Here is a 20425-nt window from a genome sequence, read left to right as displayed (position 1 = left end):
GAGGATTGTCAATCATGAGCGGTGGACAGCGGTGCGCAACGGGGATTTAGCTCTGTTTCGACGCTGGTTTTCTGAGCAGTCCTTCGAGCAATTGCTTGAACGCCGCAACCACGATCTTCGACGTCGCTTCGGGGTCGTTCGAATTGGCGATCCGCTGCGCCGCCTGGCTGCTCGCCCCGTTGATCAGCCGCGCGGCGGTCTCGGGGTCGACGCCCGGGACGACCACCCCTTCCCCCTGCAGCGCGGTCAGATGATCGGTCATTGAACCGACGCAGGCATTGGCATTCGACCATTGCGCGGGATCGCCCAGTACGGCCGGACCGTCGCGGAACATAATGCGCTGGATTTCCGGCTCCAGCGCCATTTCGATATAGGTCGTGCACTCGTCGACGAAATGCTGCCAGCGGGTCGGCGCTCTCGACGCGACCTCATTGACCCGAGCAGCCATCTCGCCGTCGATTTCGGCGATAACCGCCTCCAGCAGTCCCTTTTTGTCGCCGAAATGGTGGTAGAGGGCGCCGCGCGTCAGCCCGGCCGATGCCGTGAAATCATCCATCGACGCTTCGGCATATCCGATCGTGCCAAAGGCCTGGCGGGCCGCGGCGATCAGCTTGGCGCGCGTCTCGGCGATCATTTCCTTGCGGGGTCTGTGCATTTCCGTCTGGTCCTATTCCCATACGTTCCGTATGCCAATTGACATACGTCGCGTATGCTCTATCTAATGATCATACGCTTCGTATGTAATTGTCGAACCGCCCTTTGTCGAGGAACCCCATGCAAAACCCCTATTCGGAAATCTTCCGCGCCCCTGGAGCGAGGGGCTTTGCGGCCGCCGGCTTCATGGCGCGCCTGCCGATCGCCATGGCGCCGATCGGCATCGTGGCGATGCTGTCGCAGACGCGTGGCGAATACTGGCTGGCGGGTGCTGTCTCGGCGACATTCGCGCTGGCCAACGCATTCCTGGCGCCGCAAATATCAAGACTGGTCGACCGCCTTGGCCAGACGCGGATCGTCGTGCCCACGACAGTCATCTCCGTGCTCGCCTTCATCACGCTGGTCGCGGCCGCGAATCAGGACTGGCCGGTCTGGACGCTGTTCGTGTCGGCGCTGCTGGCGGCGGCCATGCCCAGCATGCCGGCCATGGTGCGCGCGCGCTGGACCGAGCTTTTCCGGGGTCGGCCCGAGATGAACACCGCCTTCGCCTTCGAATCGGCGGCGGATGAACTGGTCTATATCGCCGGCGCATCGCTGTCGGTCGGCCTCAGCGCCGCCCTGTTTCCGGAAGCGGGCATGCTGGCGAGCACTCTGTTCCTCGCCTTGGGCTCGACCGCGTTCATCCTGCAGCGATCGACCGAGCCGCAGGTGCGCCCGGTGGACCATGGCTCGAGCGGCTCGGCGATCCGCCTGCGGCCGGTACAGGTCATCACCTTTGCCCTGATCTTCGTCGGTGCGACCTTCGCGACGACGGAAGTGAGCACGGTGGCCATCACCAAGGAGCTCGGCCAGCCCGGCGCCGCCAGCCTCGTCATCGGCGTCTACGCGCTGGGGTCGTTCGTGCTCGGCATCATTGTCGGCGCGCTCAACCTGAAGGCACCACTGCAACGCCAGCTCGCCATCGCGGTCGCCCTGGTCGCGCTCGGCACCTTGCTGCCGCTCACCGCCAACAGCGTGCCGCTTCTGGCGCTGACCGTCTTCATCAGCGGCGTGGCGATCTCGCCGACCTTCATCACGGCCTTTGGCCTGATTGAGCGGCATGTCCCCGAAGCGATGCTGACCGAAGGCATCACCTGGGTGACCACCGGGATCGGCATCGGCATGGCGCTTGGCTCCTTCGCCGCCGGCGCCGTGGTGGATGCGTTCGGCGCCCAGAACGGGTTCTGGGTCTCGGTGGCATCGGGCACGATTGCGCTCGCCACCGTGCTGCTCGGCCAGCGCATCCTGGCCACGCATAAATGCGAGTTGGACGGATGCGAAGCAGCCGCCGTTCCGGCCGAGTGACAGCCAGCATATGTCGAGATTCAGGTCAGGCCGGCCTGACCTGAATCTCGAACATATCTTAGAGGATCTCGGTCTTGGCGATGTGGATGCCAAACCCTTCGAGGCCGACATAATGACGCTCGCGCGAGGCGATCAGGTTGATCGAGGAAATGCCGAGATCCTTCAGGATCTGTGCGCCGAGGCCGATTTCGCGCCATTCATTCTCACGGCGGCGGGCCTCTTCGTGATCCTCGCGGTCACCGCTCAGCGGGCGCTTGCGCTCCTGGTGCGCGACGCCGACGGAGCCCTCTCTGAGATAGACGATGACGCCGCGTTTGCGCTCGCCCATCGCCTTCATGATGCCGTCCAGGCGATGGCTGGTGCCGAAGACGTCGGTCACCACATCCTCGGAATGCAGACGCACCGGCACTTCCTCGCCATCGCGTATATCGCCGAACACGACTGCGACGTGATGCATCGTGTCCCAGGGCAGCGTGTAGGTGAAGACCTGCGCCTTGCCGCCAAGCGTGTCGATATCGGAGCAAGCGACGCGCTCGACCAGCGTTTCCTTGCGTTGGCGGTAAGCGATGAGGTCGGCGACCGACACCTGCTTCAGGCCATGCGCTTCGGCGAAAGCCTGCACCTGCGGACCGCGCTTGACGGTGCCGTCGTCGTTGACCAGTTCGGAAATGACGCCGATCGGCGGCAGGCCGGCGAGCTTGCAGAGATCGACCGCCGCTTCGGTATGGCCCGAACGCATCAGCACGCCGCCTTCGCGGGCGATCAGCGGGAAGATGTGGCCGGGGCGGACGAAATCGGAGGCGCCGACATTGCCGTTGGCGAGGTTGCGCACGGTCAGCGTTCGGTCGTCAGCCGAAATGCCCGTCGTCGTGCCATGCTTGAAATCGACGCTGACGGTGAAGGCGGTGGTGTGGGCGGAATCATTGTCGGCGACCATCGGCTGCAGGTTGAGCCGCTTGGCTTCCTCGCGCGGCATCGGCGTGCAGACGATGCCCGAGGTGTTGCGCACGATGAAGGCCATCTTTTCCGGCGTGCAGTGAACGGCGGCGACGATCAGGTCGCCCTCGTTCTCGCGCCCGTCATCGTCCATGACGACGACGATCTCGCCGCGTTCGAAAGCGCGAATGGCTTCGACAATCTTCTTCTGATCGTAAGGCATGGGGTGCTCGCTTCGCTCGCAGGGATTAGTGAATAGGCAGTAGGGAAATGAAAAGGCTGTGTCGGGCGGCCAAATGCCTATTCCCTACTGCCTATTCCCTTCCCCGTCTGTCCCCTGTGCCGCAGATAGTGATCGGCAATGGCGCAGGCAACCATTGCCTCGCCGATCGGCACGGCGCGGATGCCGACGCAGGGGTCGTGCCGGCCCTTGGTCATCACCTCGACGTCGTTGCCGTCCTTGTCGATCGACTTTCGCGGCGTCAGGATCGATGAGGTCGGCTTGACGGCGAAACGGGCCACGATCGCCTGGCCGGTCGAGATGCCGCCAAGGATGCCGCCGGCATTGTTGGACAGGAACACCGGCTTGCCGTCATTGCCGATGCGCATCTCGTCGGCATTCTGCTCGCCGGTGATCTGGGCGGCCTCGAAGCCGTTGCCAATCTCGACGCCCTTGACGGCGTTGATCGACATCAGGCCCGACGCAATGTCCTGGTCGAGCTTGGCATAGATCGGCGCGCCAAGCCCTGGCGGCACGCCGTCGGCGACGATCTCGATCACGGCGCCGACCGAGGATCCGGCCTTGCGGATACCGTCGAGATACTGCGTGAAGACGGGAACCGAAGCGGGATCGGGTGTGAAGAACGGATTCTGCGCGTCGCCGATGAAATTCCAGTTCCAGTTGGCGCGGTCGATCGACTTTTCACCCATCGAAACCAGGGCGCCGCGCACCACCATGCCGGGCACCACCTTGCGGGCGAGCGCGCCGGCGGCGACCCTGGCCGCGGTCTCGCGGGCCGAGGAGCGGCCGCCGCCGCGATGGTCGCGTATGCCGTATTTGACGTCATAGGTGTAGTCGGCATGGCCCGGCCGGTATTGGCGGGCGATCTCGCCATAGTCCTTGGAACGCTGGTCGACATTCTCGATCAGCATGGAGACCGGCGTGCCGGTGGTGATCATCGTCTGGCCGTCCTCGTCGAGGACGAAACCAGACAGCACCTTCACCTCGTCGGGTTCGCGGCGCTGGGTGACGAAGCGCGACTGGCCCGGCCGGCGCTTGTCGAGTTCGGCCTGGATTTCATCACGCGTGAAGCGGATGCCGGGCGGGCAGCCGTCGACCACGCAGCCAAGTGCTGCGCCATGGCTTTCGCCCCAGGTGGTGACGCGGAAAAGGTGGCCGAACGTGTTATGAGACATTGATAAAGTGCCCTGCCGGCAGCGGAGCCGGTTGAAGCCTGCCTTCTATTGGCGTTTCTTGCGGTGGTCAAACTGTCATCCCTGCCGTTTAAGTTTTGACACATTCGGCTGGTTTCTGCTTTCTTCCATCCGCCGTTGAGGACCCGCCGCCGCAGTGCCGGCGCAATGACCAAAGAGGACGACCATGCGTACCCTGATTGGCGCTGTTGCCGCCGCCCTGCTCTATTCCACCGCCGCCTTCGCCGGACAGACCGAAGGCCTGATCAAGAAGATCGACAAGGACGCGCTGACCCTGACGCTGGATGACGGCAAATCCTACAAGCTGAACGCCGAAACCGATCTCGACTCGCTGAAGCCGGGCATGGACATCGTCATCGCTTACGACGTGACCAATGGCGAGAATGTCGTGACCGATATGCAGTTGCCGGACAGCGACACGAACTAGGTCAGGCGGCTTAAACCCACTCCAGGCTCCGGCCTTCAAGTTTGAGCACGCGATCGTGCGGTATTTCCAGGTTCGCGGCCTCGTCCTCCGCCATATCGAGCACGAAACGGAACAGGGTGCGCATGACGCCGCCATGCGTCACGCAGACCGTCTTGCGGTCAATCTCGTCGAACCGGGGCTTCACCCGTTCGAGCAGTATCTGGTAGCTCTCGGCACCTTCGCCGGGCGGCCGGAAGTTCCATTTATCCAAAGCGCGAGTCCTCTTCGCACGAGGATAGCGTGTCTCAAGTTCGGCAAACGTGAACCCCTGCCAATCGCCGAAATTGACTTCAACGAGATCGGGATCGGTTCGATAGACGAGCGGATCGAGCTTCATCGCGACGCGGATGCGCTCCATCGTTTCGCGCGTCCGCTTCATCGGGCTGGCGATGAAATCGAAATCCTCCGGCTTGTTGACGAGGCCGGCCAGCCGATTCCCGTTTCCGGTTGCCTGTTGGCGGCCGAGCTCATTGAGATCGGTGTCGGCCTGGCCCTGAAGCCGGGCCTCGGCGTTCCACGCGGTCTCGCCGTGGCGCACGATATAAACCAGCGGGTACATCAAGTCTTCCGAAGGTCGGGCAAGGGCCTGGACTGAGGATAGGGGACGGAATTAATCCTTGACCGTCGAAATATCAGGCGCGTCGACCGCCTTCATGCCGACCACGTGATAGCCGGAATCGACATGGTGCACCTCACCGGTGACGCCACGCGACAGGTCGGACAGGAAATAGACGCCGGAATCGCCGACCTCCTCCTGCGTGACCGTCTGCTTCAGCGGCGAATTGTATTCGTTCCACTTCAGTATGTACCGGAAATCGCCGATGCCCGAGGCGGCCAGTGTCTTGATCGGGCCGGCCGAGATCGCGTTGACGCGGATCTTCTTGCCGCCGAGATCGACGGCGAGGTAACGCACGCTGGCTTCGAGCGCGGCCTTGGCGACACCCATGACGTTGTAGTGCGGCATCACCTTCTCGGCGCCGTAGTAGGTTAGCGTGAGCAGTGAACCGCCCTCGGTCATCAGCGCCTCGGCGCGCTTGGCGATGGTGGTGAAGGAAAACACCGAAATGTCCATGGTGCGCAGGAAGTTGTCGCGCGTCGTCTCGACATAGCGGCCGGTCAGCTCATCCTTGTCGGAGAAGGCGATGGCATGGACGAGGAAGTCGATTTTGCCCCAATGCCTGGCGACATTGGCGAAAACCTCATCGAGGCTAGCCGGATCGGTGACGTCGCAATGGCCGGCGACAAAGGCGCCCAGTTCCGCCGCCAACGGCTCGACGCGCTTCTTGAACGCCTCGCCCTGATAGGTCAGCGCGATCTCTGCGCCATGGTCGACGCATGCCTTGGCGATGCCGTAGGCAATCGACCTGTTGTTCGCGACGCCAAGAATAAGGCCGCGCTTGCCGGCCATCAGGCCCTGTCCACCCGCCATGTGAGCGCTCTCCGCAAGGTTTGTTCTTTGTGGAGTGCCTATCGCACAGGCACACAGCCCCTTCAAGCGCTCAAACCGGACAGTTCGGGGGACAAGAACGATGGATCAGCCTTTTTGACCACGCAGCAACGCTTCGAGCGCGCCGTCGCCGCCTTCCGGCAGCATGATGCGGACATGCGCGTAGAGGTCGCCATGGCCGCCGGCCTTTTCCGGCAGGCCCCTGCCCTTGAGCCGCAGGACCTTGTCCGAGCTCGACCAGGCGGGAACGTTGACCGCCAGCCTGCCTGTCGGCGTCTCGACCGGCACCTTGGCGCCCAGCACCGCATCCGCCAGCGACACCGGCAGATCGGCATGCAGGTCGCGGCCCTCGATGCGGTAGCGCGGATGCCGGCGGATATGGATCTTGACCAGCGCGTCGCCGGGCTGGCCCGGCCCCTGCTCGCCCTGCCCCTTCAGCCGGATGGTCTGGCCATCCTCGACAAAGGCCGGCAGTTTGACCGCCACCTTGCGGCCATCCGGGAACATCGCCGTCACCTTTTCGGCGGTCGCCGCTTCCTCGATGGTGACGTCGAGCGTGACGTTCAGATCGGCCGCCGTCGCGGGCTGGCGGCGGTCGCCCATGCCGGCACCGCGCGCGCCGGAAAAGGCGTCGCCGAAAATCTGGCTGAAAATATCGCTGTTGCCGTCGAACGGATCCCCGCCCGGGCGCCCCGAACGGAATTCGAATCGCGAACCGCCAGCGCCTTGCTGGCGGCGAAACCCGGCAAAGGGGTCGCCGCCACCGGCGGCGCCTTCAAACCCCTGGAAGCGCGGCTTGCCGTCGGCGTCGATCTCGCCGCGATCGAAAGCGGCACGATTCTTCTCGTCGCCGACGATCTCATAGGCCTGATTGGCCGCGGCAAAACGGTCCTTCGCCTTGGGATCATTCGGATTCTGGTCCGGATGATGTTTCTTGGCGAGTTTCCGGTACGCCGATTTTATGTCCTTGGCCGATGCGTTCTTTGCAACGCCCAGGACCTCATACGGGTCGCGCATGCTTCCTGCCCTGGAAATGAGTTGAGTCCATACTTGCCTCCTATATGCGCTCGGATAGGAAGAAATTCCAGTAGCTGATGGCCATATTGAAAGCGGAAATCAGAGCGCCTTGAAGCCCTGCATGCGCCAGCCGCCGGCACTGGCCAGGCAGAGTTCGCCTTCGAACATGGCAACGCCGTCAAAGCTTTCGCGCGAGGCCTTGAAGCGGCGGCAGGTCTGGCCCCTGTCCTTCAATTCCACCAGTTCGGTGATGGAGCCGCGCGAGCCGGTGCCGGCATTGGCCCACGGCACGGCCTGGCCGCCGAGCTGTTCGATGTCGGCGGAGGACACCGCATTGCCGATCGTCGTCTGGTCGGAGTCGCGATCCGAATCGGCAGGCGCCGGTGAAGCCTGCGTGCTGCTGGTCAGGATCGAGCGGTCGACTTCGGCCTTTTCCAGGCTGAAGCCACCCGCGCCGCAGGCGGCAAGCGGCAAGGCCGCCGCCACGATCGCCGCTTTCGCGCTGGCCGAAGCGATAACGCCCCATTGCCTGCTGTCAAAAGCTTGCGCGATACGCGACAATCGGCAACCTCCCTGATTTCGTGACAATTTGAGAAAAACTATGAGCGACACAGAGTTAACAACCAGTGACTTTACCGAAGCGGCCGAGCCATTTCGCCTCTTTGCCGCATGGCTGGACGACGCCACCAAGAACGAAATCAACGATGCCAACGGCGTGGCGCTGGCGACCGTCGATTCCGAAGGCATGCCGGATGTGCGGATGGTGCTGCTAAAGGGGTTCGATGAAGGCGGCTTTGTTTTCTACACGAATTTCGAGAGCGCGAAGGGCCAGGAGATTCTAGGCAGCATGAAGGCGGCGATGTGTTTCCATTGGAAATCGCTGCGCCGGCAGGTGCGCATTCGCGGCCCGGTGGAGATCGTCAGCGATGCCGAGGCCGACGCCTATTACGCGACGCGCCCACGCGGCAGCCGCATCGGCGCCTGGGCGTCGAAGCAGTCACGGCCGCTGGAAAGCCGCTTCGCGCTGGAGAAAGCTGTCGCCGAATACACGGCGCGCTACGCCATCGGCGAGATTCCACGCCCGAAGCACTGGTCGGGTTTCCGCATCGTGCCGAAGACGATCGAGTTCTGGCACGACCGTCCGTTCCGGCTGCATGACCGGGTGGTCTTTACCCGCAATGCCAAAGGCGATTGGGACAAGACGCGGCTTTATCCTTGAGAGGGCAAGGCCTCAGCTCTTCTTCCTGGTCATGAACGCGGTGAGCGCGGCGCGGGCCTCGTCCGACTTCAGCCGCTCGCGAAAATGCTGGCTTTCCTCGCCGATGCGGGCGACGAGATCGTCGCGCGAGCCACGCATGAGGTCGCGCGCGATCTTCAGCGCCTGCGGTGGCTTGGCGGCGATCTGGCCGGCGGCCGCCAGCACCGAGGCCTCCAGCGCGCCCTCCTCGACCACGTCGTAGATCAGGCCGGAGGCCTTCGCGCGCTCGGCGGAAAAACCTTCGCCAAGGCCGAGCAGCGCGAAGGCGCCTTGCTGACCCAGGATGCGCGGCGCCAGCAGACTGGAGCCGGCCTCGGGCACCAGGCCAAGATCGACGAAAGGCGTCCTGAACACGGTGCGCCGCGTGGCGAAGGTCAGGTCGCAATGCAGGTTGATCGTGGTACCGATGCCGACCGCGATGCCGTCGACCCCGGAGACGATGGGTTTTTCGACCCTGGCCAGCGCCATCAGGAAATCCCAGACTTCCGTGCCGCCGTCACCGCCGGTGGCGACAACCATGAAATCGGCAAGATCGTTGCCGGAGGAGAAGGCACCGGGCACGCCGAGGAAGACATGGACGCGGATCGCCGGATCGGCATCGCCTTCGGCAAGCGCCGCCGACATCTTTGCGTACATGGCACGCGTCAGCGCGTTCTTCTTGTCCGGACGGTTCATGCGGATGATCTGGATGGCGCCCTGGCGCTCGACGAGGATATGGTCTGTCACGGTCTTCTTCCCTGATGGAGCGCTATGAGAATTCAAGCTGATATCAGCGCCTTGCCGGCGGCAGCGAGGCTCTCCGCGCCGTCGATGACGCGTTCCTTCAAGGCGTGTGCCTCGCCGAGCAGGTTTTCGGCGAAGAAGCGGCACAGGGCGATGCGGTCCTGATCGGCAAGCGCGCCGCGCGCCAGATAGGCGCCGCCAGCGGCAAGCGAGATCAACCTGAGATACGGCGTCGCTCCCGCCAGCGCCTCGTCTGACCGGCCGTCGGCCGACAGTTTCTGCAGGAAGCGCGTCGCTTGCGTCAGGTCGCCAAGGGCTGCGTCGAGCGCATCGGCTGTTCGGCCGAAACCCTGCAGGTTGGAAGTACGCACGGCATTGGCGACGGCGGCCAGTTCGCCGATGAAGCCATGCACGTGTTCGCCGCCGCCGAGCGGCAGCTTGCGGGTGACCAGATCGATCGCCTGGATGCCGTTGGTACCCTCGTAGATCGGCGCGATGCGGGCGTCGCGGTAGAAGGCTGCAGCACCGGTTTCCTCGATGAAGCCCATGCCGCCATGCACCTGCACGCCGAGCGAAGCAACTTCGACGCCGACATCGGTCGAAAACGCCTTGGCAAGCGGTGTCAAAAGATTGGCGCGGTCGCGCCAGCGTGACGCCTGATCGCCATCCGAGACCCGCGCCATGTCGATGGCGTGGGCGCAGGAATAGCTGATCGCCCGCGCCGTCTGCGTCAGCGCCTTCATGGTCAGGAGATTGCGTTGCACGTCGGGGTGATGGACGATCGGCGCCATGCCGGCGCCGGCATAATCCGCCGCCTTGCCCTGGCGGCGCTCATTGGCGTAGGCGATCGCCTTCTGGGTGGCGGCTTCCGCGACCGCGACACCCTGCATGCCGACGGCCAGGCGGGCATTGTTCATCATTGTGAACATGCAGGCGAGACCCTTGTTCTCCTCGCCGATCAGCCAGCCGACGGCGCCGGGTCTGGCGCCCTGGAAACCGTCGCCATAAATCATGGTGCAGGTCGGCGAAGCATGGATGCCGAGCTTGTGCTCGAGGCCGGAACAGAAGACGTCGTTGCGGGCGCCGAGCGAGCCATCGTCGTTGACGAAAAATTTCGGCACCAGGAACAGCGAGATGCCGCGCGTGCCGGCGGGCGCGTCCGGCAACCGTGCCAGCACCAGATGGATGATGTTGTCGGTGAAATCGTGCTCGCCATAGGTGATGAAGATCTTCTGGCCGAAGATGCGGTAGGTGCCGTCGCCGGCGGGCTCGGCGCGGGAGCGCAAGGCGGCGAGATCGGAGCCGGCCTGCGGCTCGGTCAGGTTCATCGTGCCCATCCATTCGCCCGACACGAGCTTGGCGAGATACGTCGCCTTGAGCGCTTCGGAAGCGTGCTTGTCGAGCGCTTCGACCGCGCCCATGGTCAGCGTCGGGCCGATGCCGAAGGCCATGGCGGCGGAGTTCCACATTTCGAGCGCCGCGACGCCCAGCATGGTGGGCAGCGCCTGGCCGCCATGGTCTTCAGGCCCCGACAGCGCGTTCCAGCCGCCATCGATCCAGCGGCGATAAAGCTCCTTCCAGCCGGGCGGCATGGTGACGGCGGCATCCTTGAGCACCGCACCCTGCTCGTCTCCGATCTTGTAGAGCGGTGCCACCTCCTCTGTGGCGAAACGGCCGGCCTCGCCAAGGACGGCGTCGACCAGGTCCTCGCCGAGATCGCCGAACCTACCGGCGTCGAGGGCGGATTTCATGCCGGCAACATGCTTCAGCGTGAACGCGATATCCTCGACCGGTGCCCGATACATGCCGCTCGATCCTCCTGATGCACCAGCCTCGCCAACCCTAGAGCCGGCGCGGCCGCAAAACCATCCGCCTTTGGGCGGTCTCCCCATTTCTTTTACGTAAACGTCAAACTTTGTCACGCGGATTTTGCAATCGCGCCGGCCCGTATTAAATTCAATAGGCGCCGCATCAAGCCGACCGGCGACGGACCAGAAGCAGCCGACCGGAACAAGCCCATGCTCGCCAGACCCGACGCCTATCGCTGCATCGAATGTGGCTTGCCCTATCGCGCAACGGGGTTCTGGCATCATGGCGGCCAGTTGGAGCATGGCGCCGCCTACTGGTCGGATCGCGGCATATTGTGCTCGCCGCAATGTTCTCTTGCCCACCACCGCAAGCGCGCCGCCGAAGGCACGCTGCAGCAGGAGCCTGCGCCCGATCCATTTGAATTCCAGCCGTTCAGCCGGCGCTAGCTCCCCACGGCCCTGCTTCGAGAAGCATTCCTTAACCATAGCGGTTCACCATCGGTGTTTGATCAACGGGGATCCCCTGTTTGAAAACGCCGGCGCACCTTCTTCGCCGCTCAGCGATCGCTCTTGCGGCGATGATGGCGCTGATATCGGCGGCAAAGGCCTCGGATTTCTCCGAGCCGTGGAAGAACGCCGACCGCGCGCTGGTCGTCGACGCCTACGAGTACAATTCGATCGACTGGGCGCAGCTCGCCACCGACAAGCGCATCGTCGCCTTCATCAACAAGGCCTCCGACGGCATGCCGCCGCCCTATTTCTGTTTCGGCAGCGACGCCGACGTGAAGCTGTGCAAGGCGCTGTGGAAGCGCCATGCGGTGACGCGCGAACTGTTTCAGACGCGACGGGTCGTCGCCAAGGCGCTCGGCATGAAATGGGGCGCCTATCACCTCGCCCGCCCTGGCAATCCGATCGAGCAGGCCAATAATTTCCTCGATTTCGCCGATCCCGCGCCGGACGATCTCATGGCGCTCGACATCGAGGGCATCGATCCCTCGCAATGGATGTCGCTCGACGATGCCGAGGAGTTCGTGCGCCAGGTGCATCGGCGCATCGGCCGCTTCCCGGTGCTCTACACCAACGGCAAGACCGCGCAGTACATCGCCGACAACCGCTACAAATACCGGCTCTTGTCGCGGCTGCCGCTTTGGTACGCACGCTACAAGCCTGATATCGACGTGCATTTCCCGATGGGCAACTGGCAAGGCTACGCGCTCTGGCAATTTTCCGCGCAAGCCAATTGCGGCCGCTTCCGCTGCCCCTACAGGGTGGCCGGCACGCCCGATAATATCGACGTCAACGTCGTGCCGGCGGATGCCGCCACGCTGCGCCAGCAATGGCCCTTTGGCGGGCTCATCGACGTGCCATCCGACTACCTTGCCAGCGTGCCGGTGCCGCTCTCGCGCCAAGCAGCGCTCGCCGGCAAGACCACCCTCATCTATGCGGATGTGGCAACGCCGCCGACCTTCGAGGAAATGGTCGCGGTGCTCGGTTCGCGCTGGTCCAAATTCCGCGACGGGTTCCGCATGCCGGTGGTGAAGACGGTGCCGCAAAGGCAGGGCTTCGGCATCGTTCAATATGTCGCCTGGAAGCGGACCGGGCAACGCCCAGCCGAGCAGTTGGACGCCGCCCTTGCCGCGGCCGACCCGGTCAGCACCGGTTCGACCGAAATCGATCGCGGCCAGCCGTAGGCCGCCGCTCCCAAATCTCAGCTCGCCCGCTCGCGCGCCACGGCCTGCCAGCCGATGTCGCGACGGCAGAATCCGTCCGGCCAGTCGATCCGGCCGAGCGCGGCATAGGCTCGCGCCTGCGCCTCGCCGACCGTGGCGCCGGTCGCGGTGACATTGAGGACGCGGCCGCCATTGGCGACCAGCGCGCCGCCATTGATGGCGGTGCCGGCGTGGAAGATCTGGACTCCTTCGCCCGCCGCCTGCTCGACGCCGCGGATGACCGACCCCTTTTCCGGCGTGCCGGGATAACCCCGCGCCGCCATCACCACGGTGAGTGCCGTCTCATCGCGCCAGCGTATGGACGTGTGCGCCAGCTGACCGTCGACGGCGGCATTGAGCAGCACCAGCAGGTCGTCCTTCAGCCGCATCATCAGCACCTGACACTCGGGATCGCCGAAGCGGGTGTTGTATTCGATCAGCTTCGGTCCCTTGTCAGTGATCATCAGCCCGGCAAAGAGAATGCCGGCGAAGGGCGCGCCAAGCTCGGCCATGCCGCGCATGGTCGGCTCGATGATCTCGCGCATGGTGCGTTCGACCATCTCAGGCGTCATCACCGGCGCCGGCGAATAGGCGCCCATGCCGCCGGTGTTGGGGCCGACATCGCCGTCGCCGACACGCTTGTGGTCCTGTGCCGTGCCGAAAGGAAGTGCCGTGGTTCCGTCGCAGAGGCAGAAGAAGCTCGCCTCCTCGCCGGTCATGAATTCCTCTATCACCACCTCCGCTCCGGCAACGCCGAAGGAGCCCTCGAAACAGGCATCGAGCGCCGCCCGTGCCTCGTCCAGCGTCATGGCGACGGTGACACCCTTGCCGGCGGCGAGCCCATCGGCCTTGATGACGATCGGCGCACCGGTCTTTTCGACATAGGCCTTGGCCGAGGCCAGATCGTTGAAACGGCCATAGGCGGCGGTGGGGATATCGTATCGGGCGCAGAGGTCCTTGGTGAAACCCTTAGAGCCTTCCAACCGCGCGGCGGCCTTCGAAGGCCCGAAGACGCGGATGTTTTCGGCGCGCAAATCGTCAGCGATACCGGCGACAAGCGGCCCTTCCGGTCCGACGACGACGAGGTCGATTTTCTTCTCCCGGCAGAAGGCGGTCACGGCGGCGTGGTCGGTGATGTCAAGTTTCACCAGTTCAGCCTCAGCACCGATGCCCGGATTGCCGGGGGCCGCGTAGAGCTTGGTCAGCAGCGGCGAGGCGGCAATCTTCCAGGCAAGCGCGTGTTCGCGGCCGCCGGAGCCCAGAAGAAGAACGTTCATGGCCACCTCTCGATGCAAACCCTGGAGAGCACCCGCTATTGCTCTCCGGGCGACGGGTCAAGGCATCAGGGTGTTTTGATCCGAATTGCGCACGGGAACGTTATCCCAGCCGAATATGGGCGGCGAATTCCGGCGCCCCTATTCTGGCCCGCTTCAGCCGGGAAAGAGCACCGGGAACCAGTCCTCGCGCAATTTCTGGCCGGGCTGCATGCCATGGCCGTAATAGGGCGGCGAGGTACGGCCCGGCCGCTCGACATAGTGGGCATCGTCGCCGACCCAGCGCAGCGACAGCGCCCGGCGCCGCGCCGCAGTCAAATTGCCTCGCGCGCCATGCGCGGTGCGGAAGTCGAACAGAATGGCGTCGCCTGGCTCCATCTCCCATTCGAGCACCTTCATCGACGGGTCGTTGTCGGGATCGGGCACCGGCAGGTAGTCGCCCTCGCCGGCATAGAAATTGCTGTCGTCGAGCCAGCGCACCGGCAGGATCATCTTGTCCCATTTGTGCGAGCCGGCGATCAGGCGCAGCGTCGCCTCCTTCACCGGGTCGATGGGGATCCAGAAGCTCACCGTCTGCCGGCCATCGACGAAATAATAGGGGATGTCCTGGTGCCAGGGTGTCGGCTTCTGCGTGCCGGGTTCCTTGACCAGAACGTGATCGTGGAAGAACTGCGCGGTGCGCGACTGCATCACCGCCGCCGCCAGTTCGGCGGCCGGCGATTTCCGCACCACCTCGACGAATTCGGGAATGCGCTCCCAGTTGCAGTAATCGTCGAAGAAACTGCCGCGGCCATTGGCGATGTCGGACGCGGTGGCGCTGCGGTTCTGCATGTTGCGCTCGATGCCGGCGGCAATCGTGTCGACCCAGCCTTTGAAAGCGCCGCGGATGCAGGCCGCGCCGTCACGCTGGTAGTCGGCAATCGTCTCCGCATCGATCAGGCCGGTGTCGATGGAGCGGGCAGCAGTCTGGGAAGCCATGGTGTCCTCCTTTCAGGATCGGGACGACTATTGCAACCCGGATTCATTCAGTAAAATAATAACTTCTCATCTGACACATAGAACAGGACTATGGGCCTCAGCCTCACCCAATTGCGTTATCTGGTCGCTGTCGCCCGCCTCGGCAGCGTCACCGGCGCGGCCAGAGTACTGAACATTTCCCAGCCCTCGATTTCGGTGGCAATCGACGCGGTCGAAAAGGATTTTGGCCAGAAGCTGTTCGTGCGCCAGCGCGGCAGCGGCGTTTCGCTGACCTCCTTCGGCCGCGTCGTCGTGGCCAAGGCAAAACAGGTTCTTGCCGAGACCGACGAACTCATGAGCCTGGGTTCGGGCAATTCCGCCGTCGGCGGCGAGCTGGTGCTTGGATGTTTCGAGGATCTGGCGCCCTATTTCGCGCCAGGTCTGATCCGCGCCTTTTCCGAACGCCATCCAGACGTCACGGTGATCGTTCGCGACGAAACCTTCGAAACGCTCGGGCGGCGTCTGGCGGATGCCGCCATCGATCTCGGCCTCAGCTACGATCTTGGCCTGCCCGCGCATTTCGCCCGCATCCTGCTGCACGAGCTGCGGCCGCACGCATTGCTGCCGGCAGGTCATGCGCTGGTGGACTATCCCGAGGTCAGCCTGGCGGATCTGGCGGCCTATCCACTGATCACGACGGACCAGCCGCACAGCTGGCAGCACATGCTCGACCTGTTCCGTGGCCGTGGCCTCTCGCCGGTGGCCGACAGGGCGACAAGCTCGTTCGAACTCCAGCGCAGCATGGTGGCGAACGGTTTTGGCGTCGCCGTCAGCTACACCCGCCCGCATGGCGACCGCAGCTATGATGGACTGCCCCTGATCTGCAAGCCGCTGTCGGATCCGCTGCCGATGCAACGCATCATCCTCACCTATGACACGCATCAGCGCGTGTCGAATGCGGCTTTGGCATTCATCGAGACGGCGAAAGACTGGTTTTCCACGCGCGACATCTTCACCTCCTGACAGGCTGACGGTCGCTGCTCATCCGCTTGGCGCTTGACGGTCTCCACGGCTGCTGCCACTCCATGGACATGGAACCTATCCAGTCGAGAGCGGCCCAGGGCCGTGTTGCCGATGCGCCGAACGGCCATTGGGTCTATCGTGTGCTGCCGCGCGCGGTTTGGCCCTATGCGCAGCTTGCGCGATGGGACAGGCCGATCGGCTGGCAATTGCTTTTGTGGCCATGCTGGTGGTCGGCGGCGCTCGCGGCAAGCGCCTATCCGCGCCCCGGCGACCCGCTGCTCTCACTGCTGCCGGCGCCGTTGTATCTCGTGCTGTTCCTGGTCGGCGCCATCGCCATGCGCGGCGCCGGCTGCACCTATAACGACATCGTCGACGAGAACATCGACAACCAGGTCGAACGCACCCGCTCGCGTCCGCTGCCATCGGGCCAGACCACGCGCCGTCGGGCCTGGCTGTTTCTTGTCCTGCAGGCTCTGGTCGGCCTTGTCGTGCTCCTGCAATTCAACAGCTTCGCCATTCTGCTCGGCATCTGCTCGCTGTTGATCGTCGCCATCTATCCATTCATGAAGCGGATAACCAACTGGCCGCAATTGTTTCTCGGCCTCGCCTTTTCCTGGGGCGCGCTGATGGGATGGGCGGTCGAGTTCGGCGATCTCGATGGCCCCGCCATCATGCTCTATATCGGTTCGATCCTGTGGGTGATCGGCTACGACACGATCTATGCGCACCAGGACAAGGAAGACGATGCCATTGTCGGCGTGCGCTCGACGGCGCGCCTGTTCGGCGACAACACCAAATCGTGGCTGGCCGGACTTTACGGCGGCACACTGGTCTGCTTCGCCATCGCCTTCGCCTCGGCGCAGGCGCCCGTGGTGGCGCTCGCCGGACTGATCGCCGCCGGCGCCCATATGGCGCGGCAGATCGCGGTTCTGGACATCAACGATCCGGACCAATGCCTGCGGCTGTTCCGGTCGAACAACCAGGTCGGCTGGCTGATCTTCCTCGGCCTGATCGGCGGCGCATTGTGGGTGGCGCTGAAGCCGCTGGTTTAGTCGCGTGAAATGATCTCCTGGCCGCCGATGACCAGCCTGAGACCGAGGTTGCCGGCTCTGCGGCGGGCAAGGAAGCGAGGGCGGCGCGTGTTGGAAACGCGACCCTTGCGGCGATCCTGCGGCGGCAGCGTCTTGATGGCGGCGCCGAGCGATTCCTCCAGGGTGCGGGCGACGCCGTCCGATTCGATCAGCAGCATCGGCAGGCGGTAGGCATCGGCCCAGGCGCGCCAGTCGGCGGCGACATCATCGAGATCGTCGGCGACCAGCAGGGGCACCGACAGCATCGGATCATTGTGCAGGAGTTCCAGGGTCACCGTGACGTTGCCTTCCGGATCCTCCATCGCGCGGGCGGCAACGCCGCGGAACGCATTGGCCGGCAGGGCGATGATCGCCGGCACGCCGCTCATCTCGAGCATGCGGCGGATCACGGCGCCACGGTGGTCGATGGTGAACGTCACGTCGCCATAATCGTCGCGGGTGGCGTAGCTGACCATCTGGGGCAGTCGGAATGGGTCGAGGCGCATGTTGCGTCCCGCCCAGACTGGCTTCAGTCCGGTGTTCATAGAGTGCCTTCCTGTCTGTCTCCTGAGAGCCGGTGTCCGGTTCTCTCCGGGCCAGTTTTCCCGGCCTCGTTATGGGGAAACAGTAGCGCGGGCTCCTTACCGCCGCGCTTAAGAAAGTCGGTTAAATTTTGCTGATCTCAGGGATGGTTATCGGAATGCCACCGGCCACTAGACGTTGAAAGGATCAGATAACCTTACCGGGATTCATGATGCCGGCCGGATCGAAGGCGGCTTTCACCCGGCGCATCAGATCGATGGCCATCGGCGGTGCCGTGGCGATCAGTTCGTCGCGCTTCAACTGGCCGATGCCGTGCTCGGCCGAGATCGAACCGTGGAAGGCGCGCACGACATCGTGCACGGCCTTGTTCATGGGATGGTAGAGGGCGAGAAACGCCTCATCGTCGCCATCGACGGGCCGCGAGATGTTATAGTGGAGGTTGCCGTCGCCCATATGGCCGAAGCAGACCACGCGGGCGCCGGCACTGACCGACGCCACCGCGCCGGCGGCCTCTGCGATGAAGCGCGGGATCGAGGCGATCGGCACCGAAATATCGTGCTTGATCGAGGCGCCCTCCGGCTTCTGGCATTCGGGCAGCGTCTCGCGGAAATTCCAGAAAGCGTCGCCCTGGGCAAGGCTGGCCGCGACCACCGCATCGCCAACGATGCCTTGCTCGAGGCCATCCGCCAGCACCTCCTCGATCAGCGCCCGGCCATCGGCTTCCGAGCGGCCGGAGGAAACCTGCATCAAGACATACCAGGGCCAGTCGTCGGCCAGCGGCCGCACGACACCTTGACCATGCCTGAGCGTGAAATCGTAGGGCCTCTTGCCGATCAATTCGAAGGCGGTGAGCGAAGCGCCGGCGCGGTCCATCGCCAGGCTGAACAAAGATAGCGCCGCCTCGGGCGACGACAGGCCGGCGAATGCGACCTCACGCCCCTTCGGCTTCGGGAACAGCTTCAGCACGGCGGCGGTGATGACGCCGAGCGTGCCTTCGGCACCCACGAACAAATCCTTCAAATCGTAGCCGGTGTTGTCCTTCTTCAGCTTGCGCAGATCGTCGAAGACCTCGCCCGTCGGCAGTACCACTTCGACACCGAGACAGAGTTCGCGGGCATTGCCGTAGGCCAGCACGCCGGTGCCACCGGCATTGGAAGAAAGATTGCCGCCGATCTGGCAGGAGCCTTGCGCGGCGAGCGACAGCGGAAACAGCCGGTCGGCGGCGTCGGCCGCCTCCTGCAGCGTCTGCAGGATGACGCCGGCCTCCGCCGTCACCGTGTTGGACAGGACGTCGATCTCGCGGATGCGGTTCAGCCGCGACAAGGACAGGATGATCTCGCGACCGGATTTGTCCGGCACCTGGGCGCCGACCAGCCCGGTGTTGCCGCTTTGCGGCACGATCGGCGTTGCCGTCTCGGTCGCCAGCCGCATGATGCGGCTGACCTCGTCGACGCCACCCGGCCGCAGCACCAGCGACGTCGCACCATGCCAGAGCCCGCGCCGCTCGACGAGATAAGGCGCAATGTCCTGCTCGTCGCGCAGCGCGTATTTGTCACCCACGATCGCCGCAAAGCGGTCGATGAGGGCGGGATCGAGTGTCTTTGCGATTTCGGTCATGCGGCAAAACTATGTTGTGGGCTGTGCATTGTCACGAGGGGCGGCCGCGCGAGCGAGCCGGTCATTGATGGCCTCTCCGAGCCCGTCGAACGGAATCGTCTCCACCGCGATGGTGCGCGCGCCGCTGCGATCGAGTTCCTGCATATAGGCGAAAAGATTGCTCGCCGCTTCACGCAGGTCACCAGACGCGGACAGGTTGAGGAACGCGGCAGCATTGCGCCAGCCTTCGGCTCGCCGATCGCCGAAGGCAAGCAGCGCCTCGCCCTCGACGACCATTCCGGCATTGAGCCGCATCTCAGCACCCGGCGCATAGTGCGAGGCAAGCATGCCTGGCGCCTCGACGCCGACTGCACCGCCGCGCAACAGTTCCATGCCGATGGCCGCCTCGATCTCCCCGGCGGCGATGCCGCCAGGCCGGAGCAGACGCACTCCTGCCCCTTCGGCCTTGACGATGGTCGATTCCAGTCCGACCGGCGTCGCGCCGCCATCGACCACCAGCTTGATGCGGGCGCCGAGATCGGCCGCCACCGCTTGCGCCGTCGTCGCGCTGATCTTGCCGGAGGAATTGGCGCTGGGCGCGGCCAGCGGCCGGCCGAGCTTTGCGATGAGGTCGCCGCCAAAGCCCCTCGGCATGCGCAAGGCGATCGTGTCGAGCCCGGCTGTGACCAGTGGATGGATGCCGTTGCCGGGCCGCTGCGACAGCACCAGCGTCAGCGGACCCGGCCAGAAGGCCTGTGCGAGTTTCTTCGACAGCGGATCGAACACGGCGATGCGCTCGGCCATGGCCATGTCGGCGACATGGGCGATCAGCGGATTGAAGCGCGGCCGCCCCTTGGCCTCGAAGATGCGCGCCACGCCGATGCCGTTGGTGGCATCGCCGGCAAGCCCGTAGACGGTTTCCGTCGGAATGGCGACGACGTCGCCGCCCTGAAGCAAAGCCAGCGCCCGCTCCAGCGCCTCGCCGACGGCAAGTATCTCAGCCACTCTCGTCACCTCGCAGATGCCGGCTGCGTAGTACGATGGCGGCTGTTGGGCAAGAGAGGGTCTTGGCGATTTATCAATCCCTAAAATGCTATATTTGTGCGAAAGCCGGCATCAATTCTGGCCTGCTATTGAGCAGCTTCGGGGCAAAGGGGAGCTATATC

The 20425-nt window shown here is 64.3% G+C and carries 21 protein-coding genes; 7 read left to right on the top strand and 14 right to left on the bottom strand.

Features of this window, described 5'->3' with window-relative positions:
- Positions 1-46: 46 nt before the first annotated feature.
- Positions 47-655, bottom strand: a complete 609-nt coding sequence (locus tag FJV80_RS01660; RefSeq protein WP_095771044.1) for a TetR/AcrR family transcriptional regulator — start codon at positions 653-655, stop codon at positions 47-49.
- Positions 656-774: 119 nt separating this feature from the next.
- On the opposite strand from FJV80_RS01660, the gene FJV80_RS01655 reads away from it, so the two are divergent.
- On the top strand, positions 775-1998 hold the full coding sequence (locus FJV80_RS01655; protein ID WP_142875392.1) for an MFS transporter: 1224 nt from the start codon (positions 775-777) through the stop codon (positions 1996-1998).
- Positions 1999-2056: 58 nt separating this feature from the next.
- Here the strand turns inward: FJV80_RS01655 and ribB are convergent, their stop codons facing one another.
- The gene (gene ribB, locus FJV80_RS01650; protein WP_142875391.1) at positions 2057-3157 is read right to left on the bottom strand and encodes a 3,4-dihydroxy-2-butanone-4-phosphate synthase; all 1101 of its coding nucleotides are present in this window, start codon (positions 3155-3157) and stop codon (positions 2057-2059) included.
- Between the two features lie 77 nt (positions 3158-3234).
- Positions 3235-4350, bottom strand: coding sequence for a chorismate synthase (gene aroC, locus FJV80_RS01645; RefSeq protein WP_095771046.1), 1116 nt, complete (start codon positions 4348-4350; stop codon positions 3235-3237).
- Between the two features lie 184 nt (positions 4351-4534).
- Here aroC and FJV80_RS01640 point away from each other — a divergent pair, with 184 nt between their 5' ends.
- Complete coding sequence (locus FJV80_RS01640) at positions 4535-4795, top strand: DUF1344 domain-containing protein (RefSeq protein ID WP_095771047.1); 261 nt, start codon at positions 4535-4537, stop codon at positions 4793-4795.
- A gap of 10 nt (positions 4796-4805) precedes the next feature.
- On the opposite strand, the gene FJV80_RS01635 is transcribed toward FJV80_RS01640, so the two are convergent.
- From FJV80_RS01635 to FJV80_RS01620, 4 genes are all read right to left on the bottom strand, one after another.
- Entirely contained in the window at positions 4806-5393 is a 588-nt protein-coding gene (locus FJV80_RS01635; protein WP_095771048.1) for a histidine phosphatase family protein, read from the bottom strand.
- A 51-nt stretch (positions 5394-5444) separates the two neighbouring features.
- Positions 5445-6263, bottom strand: coding sequence for an enoyl-ACP reductase FabI (gene fabI / locus FJV80_RS01630; RefSeq protein WP_095771049.1), 819 nt, complete (start codon positions 6261-6263; stop codon positions 5445-5447).
- A 105-nt stretch (positions 6264-6368) separates the two neighbouring features.
- Positions 6369-7298, bottom strand: coding sequence for a DnaJ C-terminal domain-containing protein (locus tag FJV80_RS01625; RefSeq protein ID WP_095771050.1), 930 nt, complete (start codon positions 7296-7298; stop codon positions 6369-6371).
- Positions 7299-7397: 99 nt separating this feature from the next.
- Positions 7398-7859 carry an RT0821/Lpp0805 family surface protein gene (locus FJV80_RS01620; RefSeq protein ID WP_142875390.1) on the bottom strand — a complete coding sequence of 154 codons (462 nt, stop codon included), beginning with the start codon at positions 7857-7859 and terminating at the stop codon, positions 7398-7400.
- Positions 7860-7899: 40 nt separating this feature from the next.
- Between FJV80_RS01620 and pdxH the strand changes: the two genes are divergently transcribed.
- Positions 7900-8517 carry a pyridoxamine 5'-phosphate oxidase gene (gene pdxH, locus FJV80_RS01615; RefSeq protein ID WP_095771052.1) on the top strand — a complete coding sequence of 206 codons (618 nt, stop codon included), beginning with the start codon at positions 7900-7902 and terminating at the stop codon, positions 8515-8517.
- A 12-nt stretch (positions 8518-8529) separates the two neighbouring features.
- On the opposite strand, the gene FJV80_RS01610 is transcribed toward pdxH, so the two are convergent.
- Positions 8530-9282 carry a crotonase/enoyl-CoA hydratase family protein gene (locus tag FJV80_RS01610; protein WP_142875389.1) on the bottom strand — a complete coding sequence of 251 codons (753 nt, stop codon included), beginning with the start codon at positions 9280-9282 and terminating at the stop codon, positions 8530-8532.
- 32 nt (positions 9283-9314) lie between these two features.
- Positions 9315-11084 (bottom strand): acyl-CoA dehydrogenase, encoded by a 1770-nt coding sequence (locus tag FJV80_RS01605; RefSeq protein WP_142875388.1) that lies wholly within the window; start codon positions 11082-11084, stop codon positions 9315-9317.
- Between the two features lie 213 nt (positions 11085-11297).
- On the opposite strand from FJV80_RS01605, the gene FJV80_RS01600 reads away from it, so the two are divergent.
- Positions 11298-11534: a hypothetical protein gene (locus FJV80_RS01600; protein WP_064983566.1), complete on the top strand. Its 237-nt coding sequence runs from the start codon at positions 11298-11300 to the stop codon at positions 11532-11534.
- 131 nt (positions 11535-11665) lie between these two features.
- Positions 11666-12778 (top strand): glycoside hydrolase family 25 protein, encoded by a 1113-nt coding sequence (locus FJV80_RS01595; protein WP_142875517.1) that lies wholly within the window; start codon positions 11666-11668, stop codon positions 12776-12778.
- A gap of 17 nt (positions 12779-12795) precedes the next feature.
- Here the strand turns inward: FJV80_RS01595 and purD are convergent, their stop codons facing one another.
- On the bottom strand, positions 12796-14073 hold the full coding sequence (gene purD, locus FJV80_RS01590) for a phosphoribosylamine--glycine ligase (RefSeq protein WP_095771056.1): 1278 nt from the start codon (positions 14071-14073) through the stop codon (positions 12796-12798).
- A 153-nt stretch (positions 14074-14226) separates the two neighbouring features.
- Positions 14227-15048, bottom strand: a complete 822-nt coding sequence (locus tag FJV80_RS01585; protein ID WP_142875387.1) for a phytanoyl-CoA dioxygenase family protein — start codon at positions 15046-15048, stop codon at positions 14227-14229.
- A gap of 90 nt (positions 15049-15138) precedes the next feature.
- On the opposite strand from FJV80_RS01585, the gene FJV80_RS01580 reads away from it, so the two are divergent.
- Complete coding sequence (locus FJV80_RS01580) at positions 15139-16050, top strand: LysR family transcriptional regulator (protein WP_142875386.1); 912 nt, start codon at positions 15139-15141, stop codon at positions 16048-16050.
- A 68-nt stretch (positions 16051-16118) separates the two neighbouring features.
- Positions 16119-17102, top strand: coding sequence for a 4-hydroxybenzoate octaprenyltransferase (gene ubiA / locus FJV80_RS01575; protein WP_185975119.1), 984 nt, complete (start codon positions 16119-16121; stop codon positions 17100-17102).
- Here the strand turns inward: ubiA and FJV80_RS01570 are convergent.
- From FJV80_RS01570 to FJV80_RS01560, 3 genes are all read right to left on the bottom strand, one after another.
- On the bottom strand, positions 17099-17665 hold the full coding sequence (locus tag FJV80_RS01570; protein WP_095771060.1) for a DUF6101 family protein: 567 nt from the start codon (positions 17663-17665) through the stop codon (positions 17099-17101). The two genes, ubiA and FJV80_RS01570, sit on opposite strands and share 4 nt — an antisense overlap.
- 184 nt (positions 17666-17849) lie before the next feature.
- Entirely contained in the window at positions 17850-19280 is a 1431-nt protein-coding gene (locus FJV80_RS01565; protein WP_142875384.1) for an FAD-binding oxidoreductase, read from the bottom strand.
- A gap of 9 nt (positions 19281-19289) precedes the next feature.
- Positions 19290-20264 (bottom strand): L-threonylcarbamoyladenylate synthase, encoded by a 975-nt coding sequence (locus FJV80_RS01560; RefSeq protein ID WP_185975110.1) that lies wholly within the window; start codon positions 20262-20264, stop codon positions 19290-19292.
- Between the last annotated feature and the right edge of the window lie 161 nt (positions 20265-20425).

Source organism: Mesorhizobium sp. WSM4310 (assembly GCF_007003935.1).
GTDB lineage: Bacteria > Pseudomonadota > Alphaproteobacteria > Rhizobiales > Rhizobiaceae > Mesorhizobium.
The sequence above is the reverse complement of the archived record's forward strand: the minus strand, read 5'-3'. Positions and strand labels throughout refer to the sequence as shown.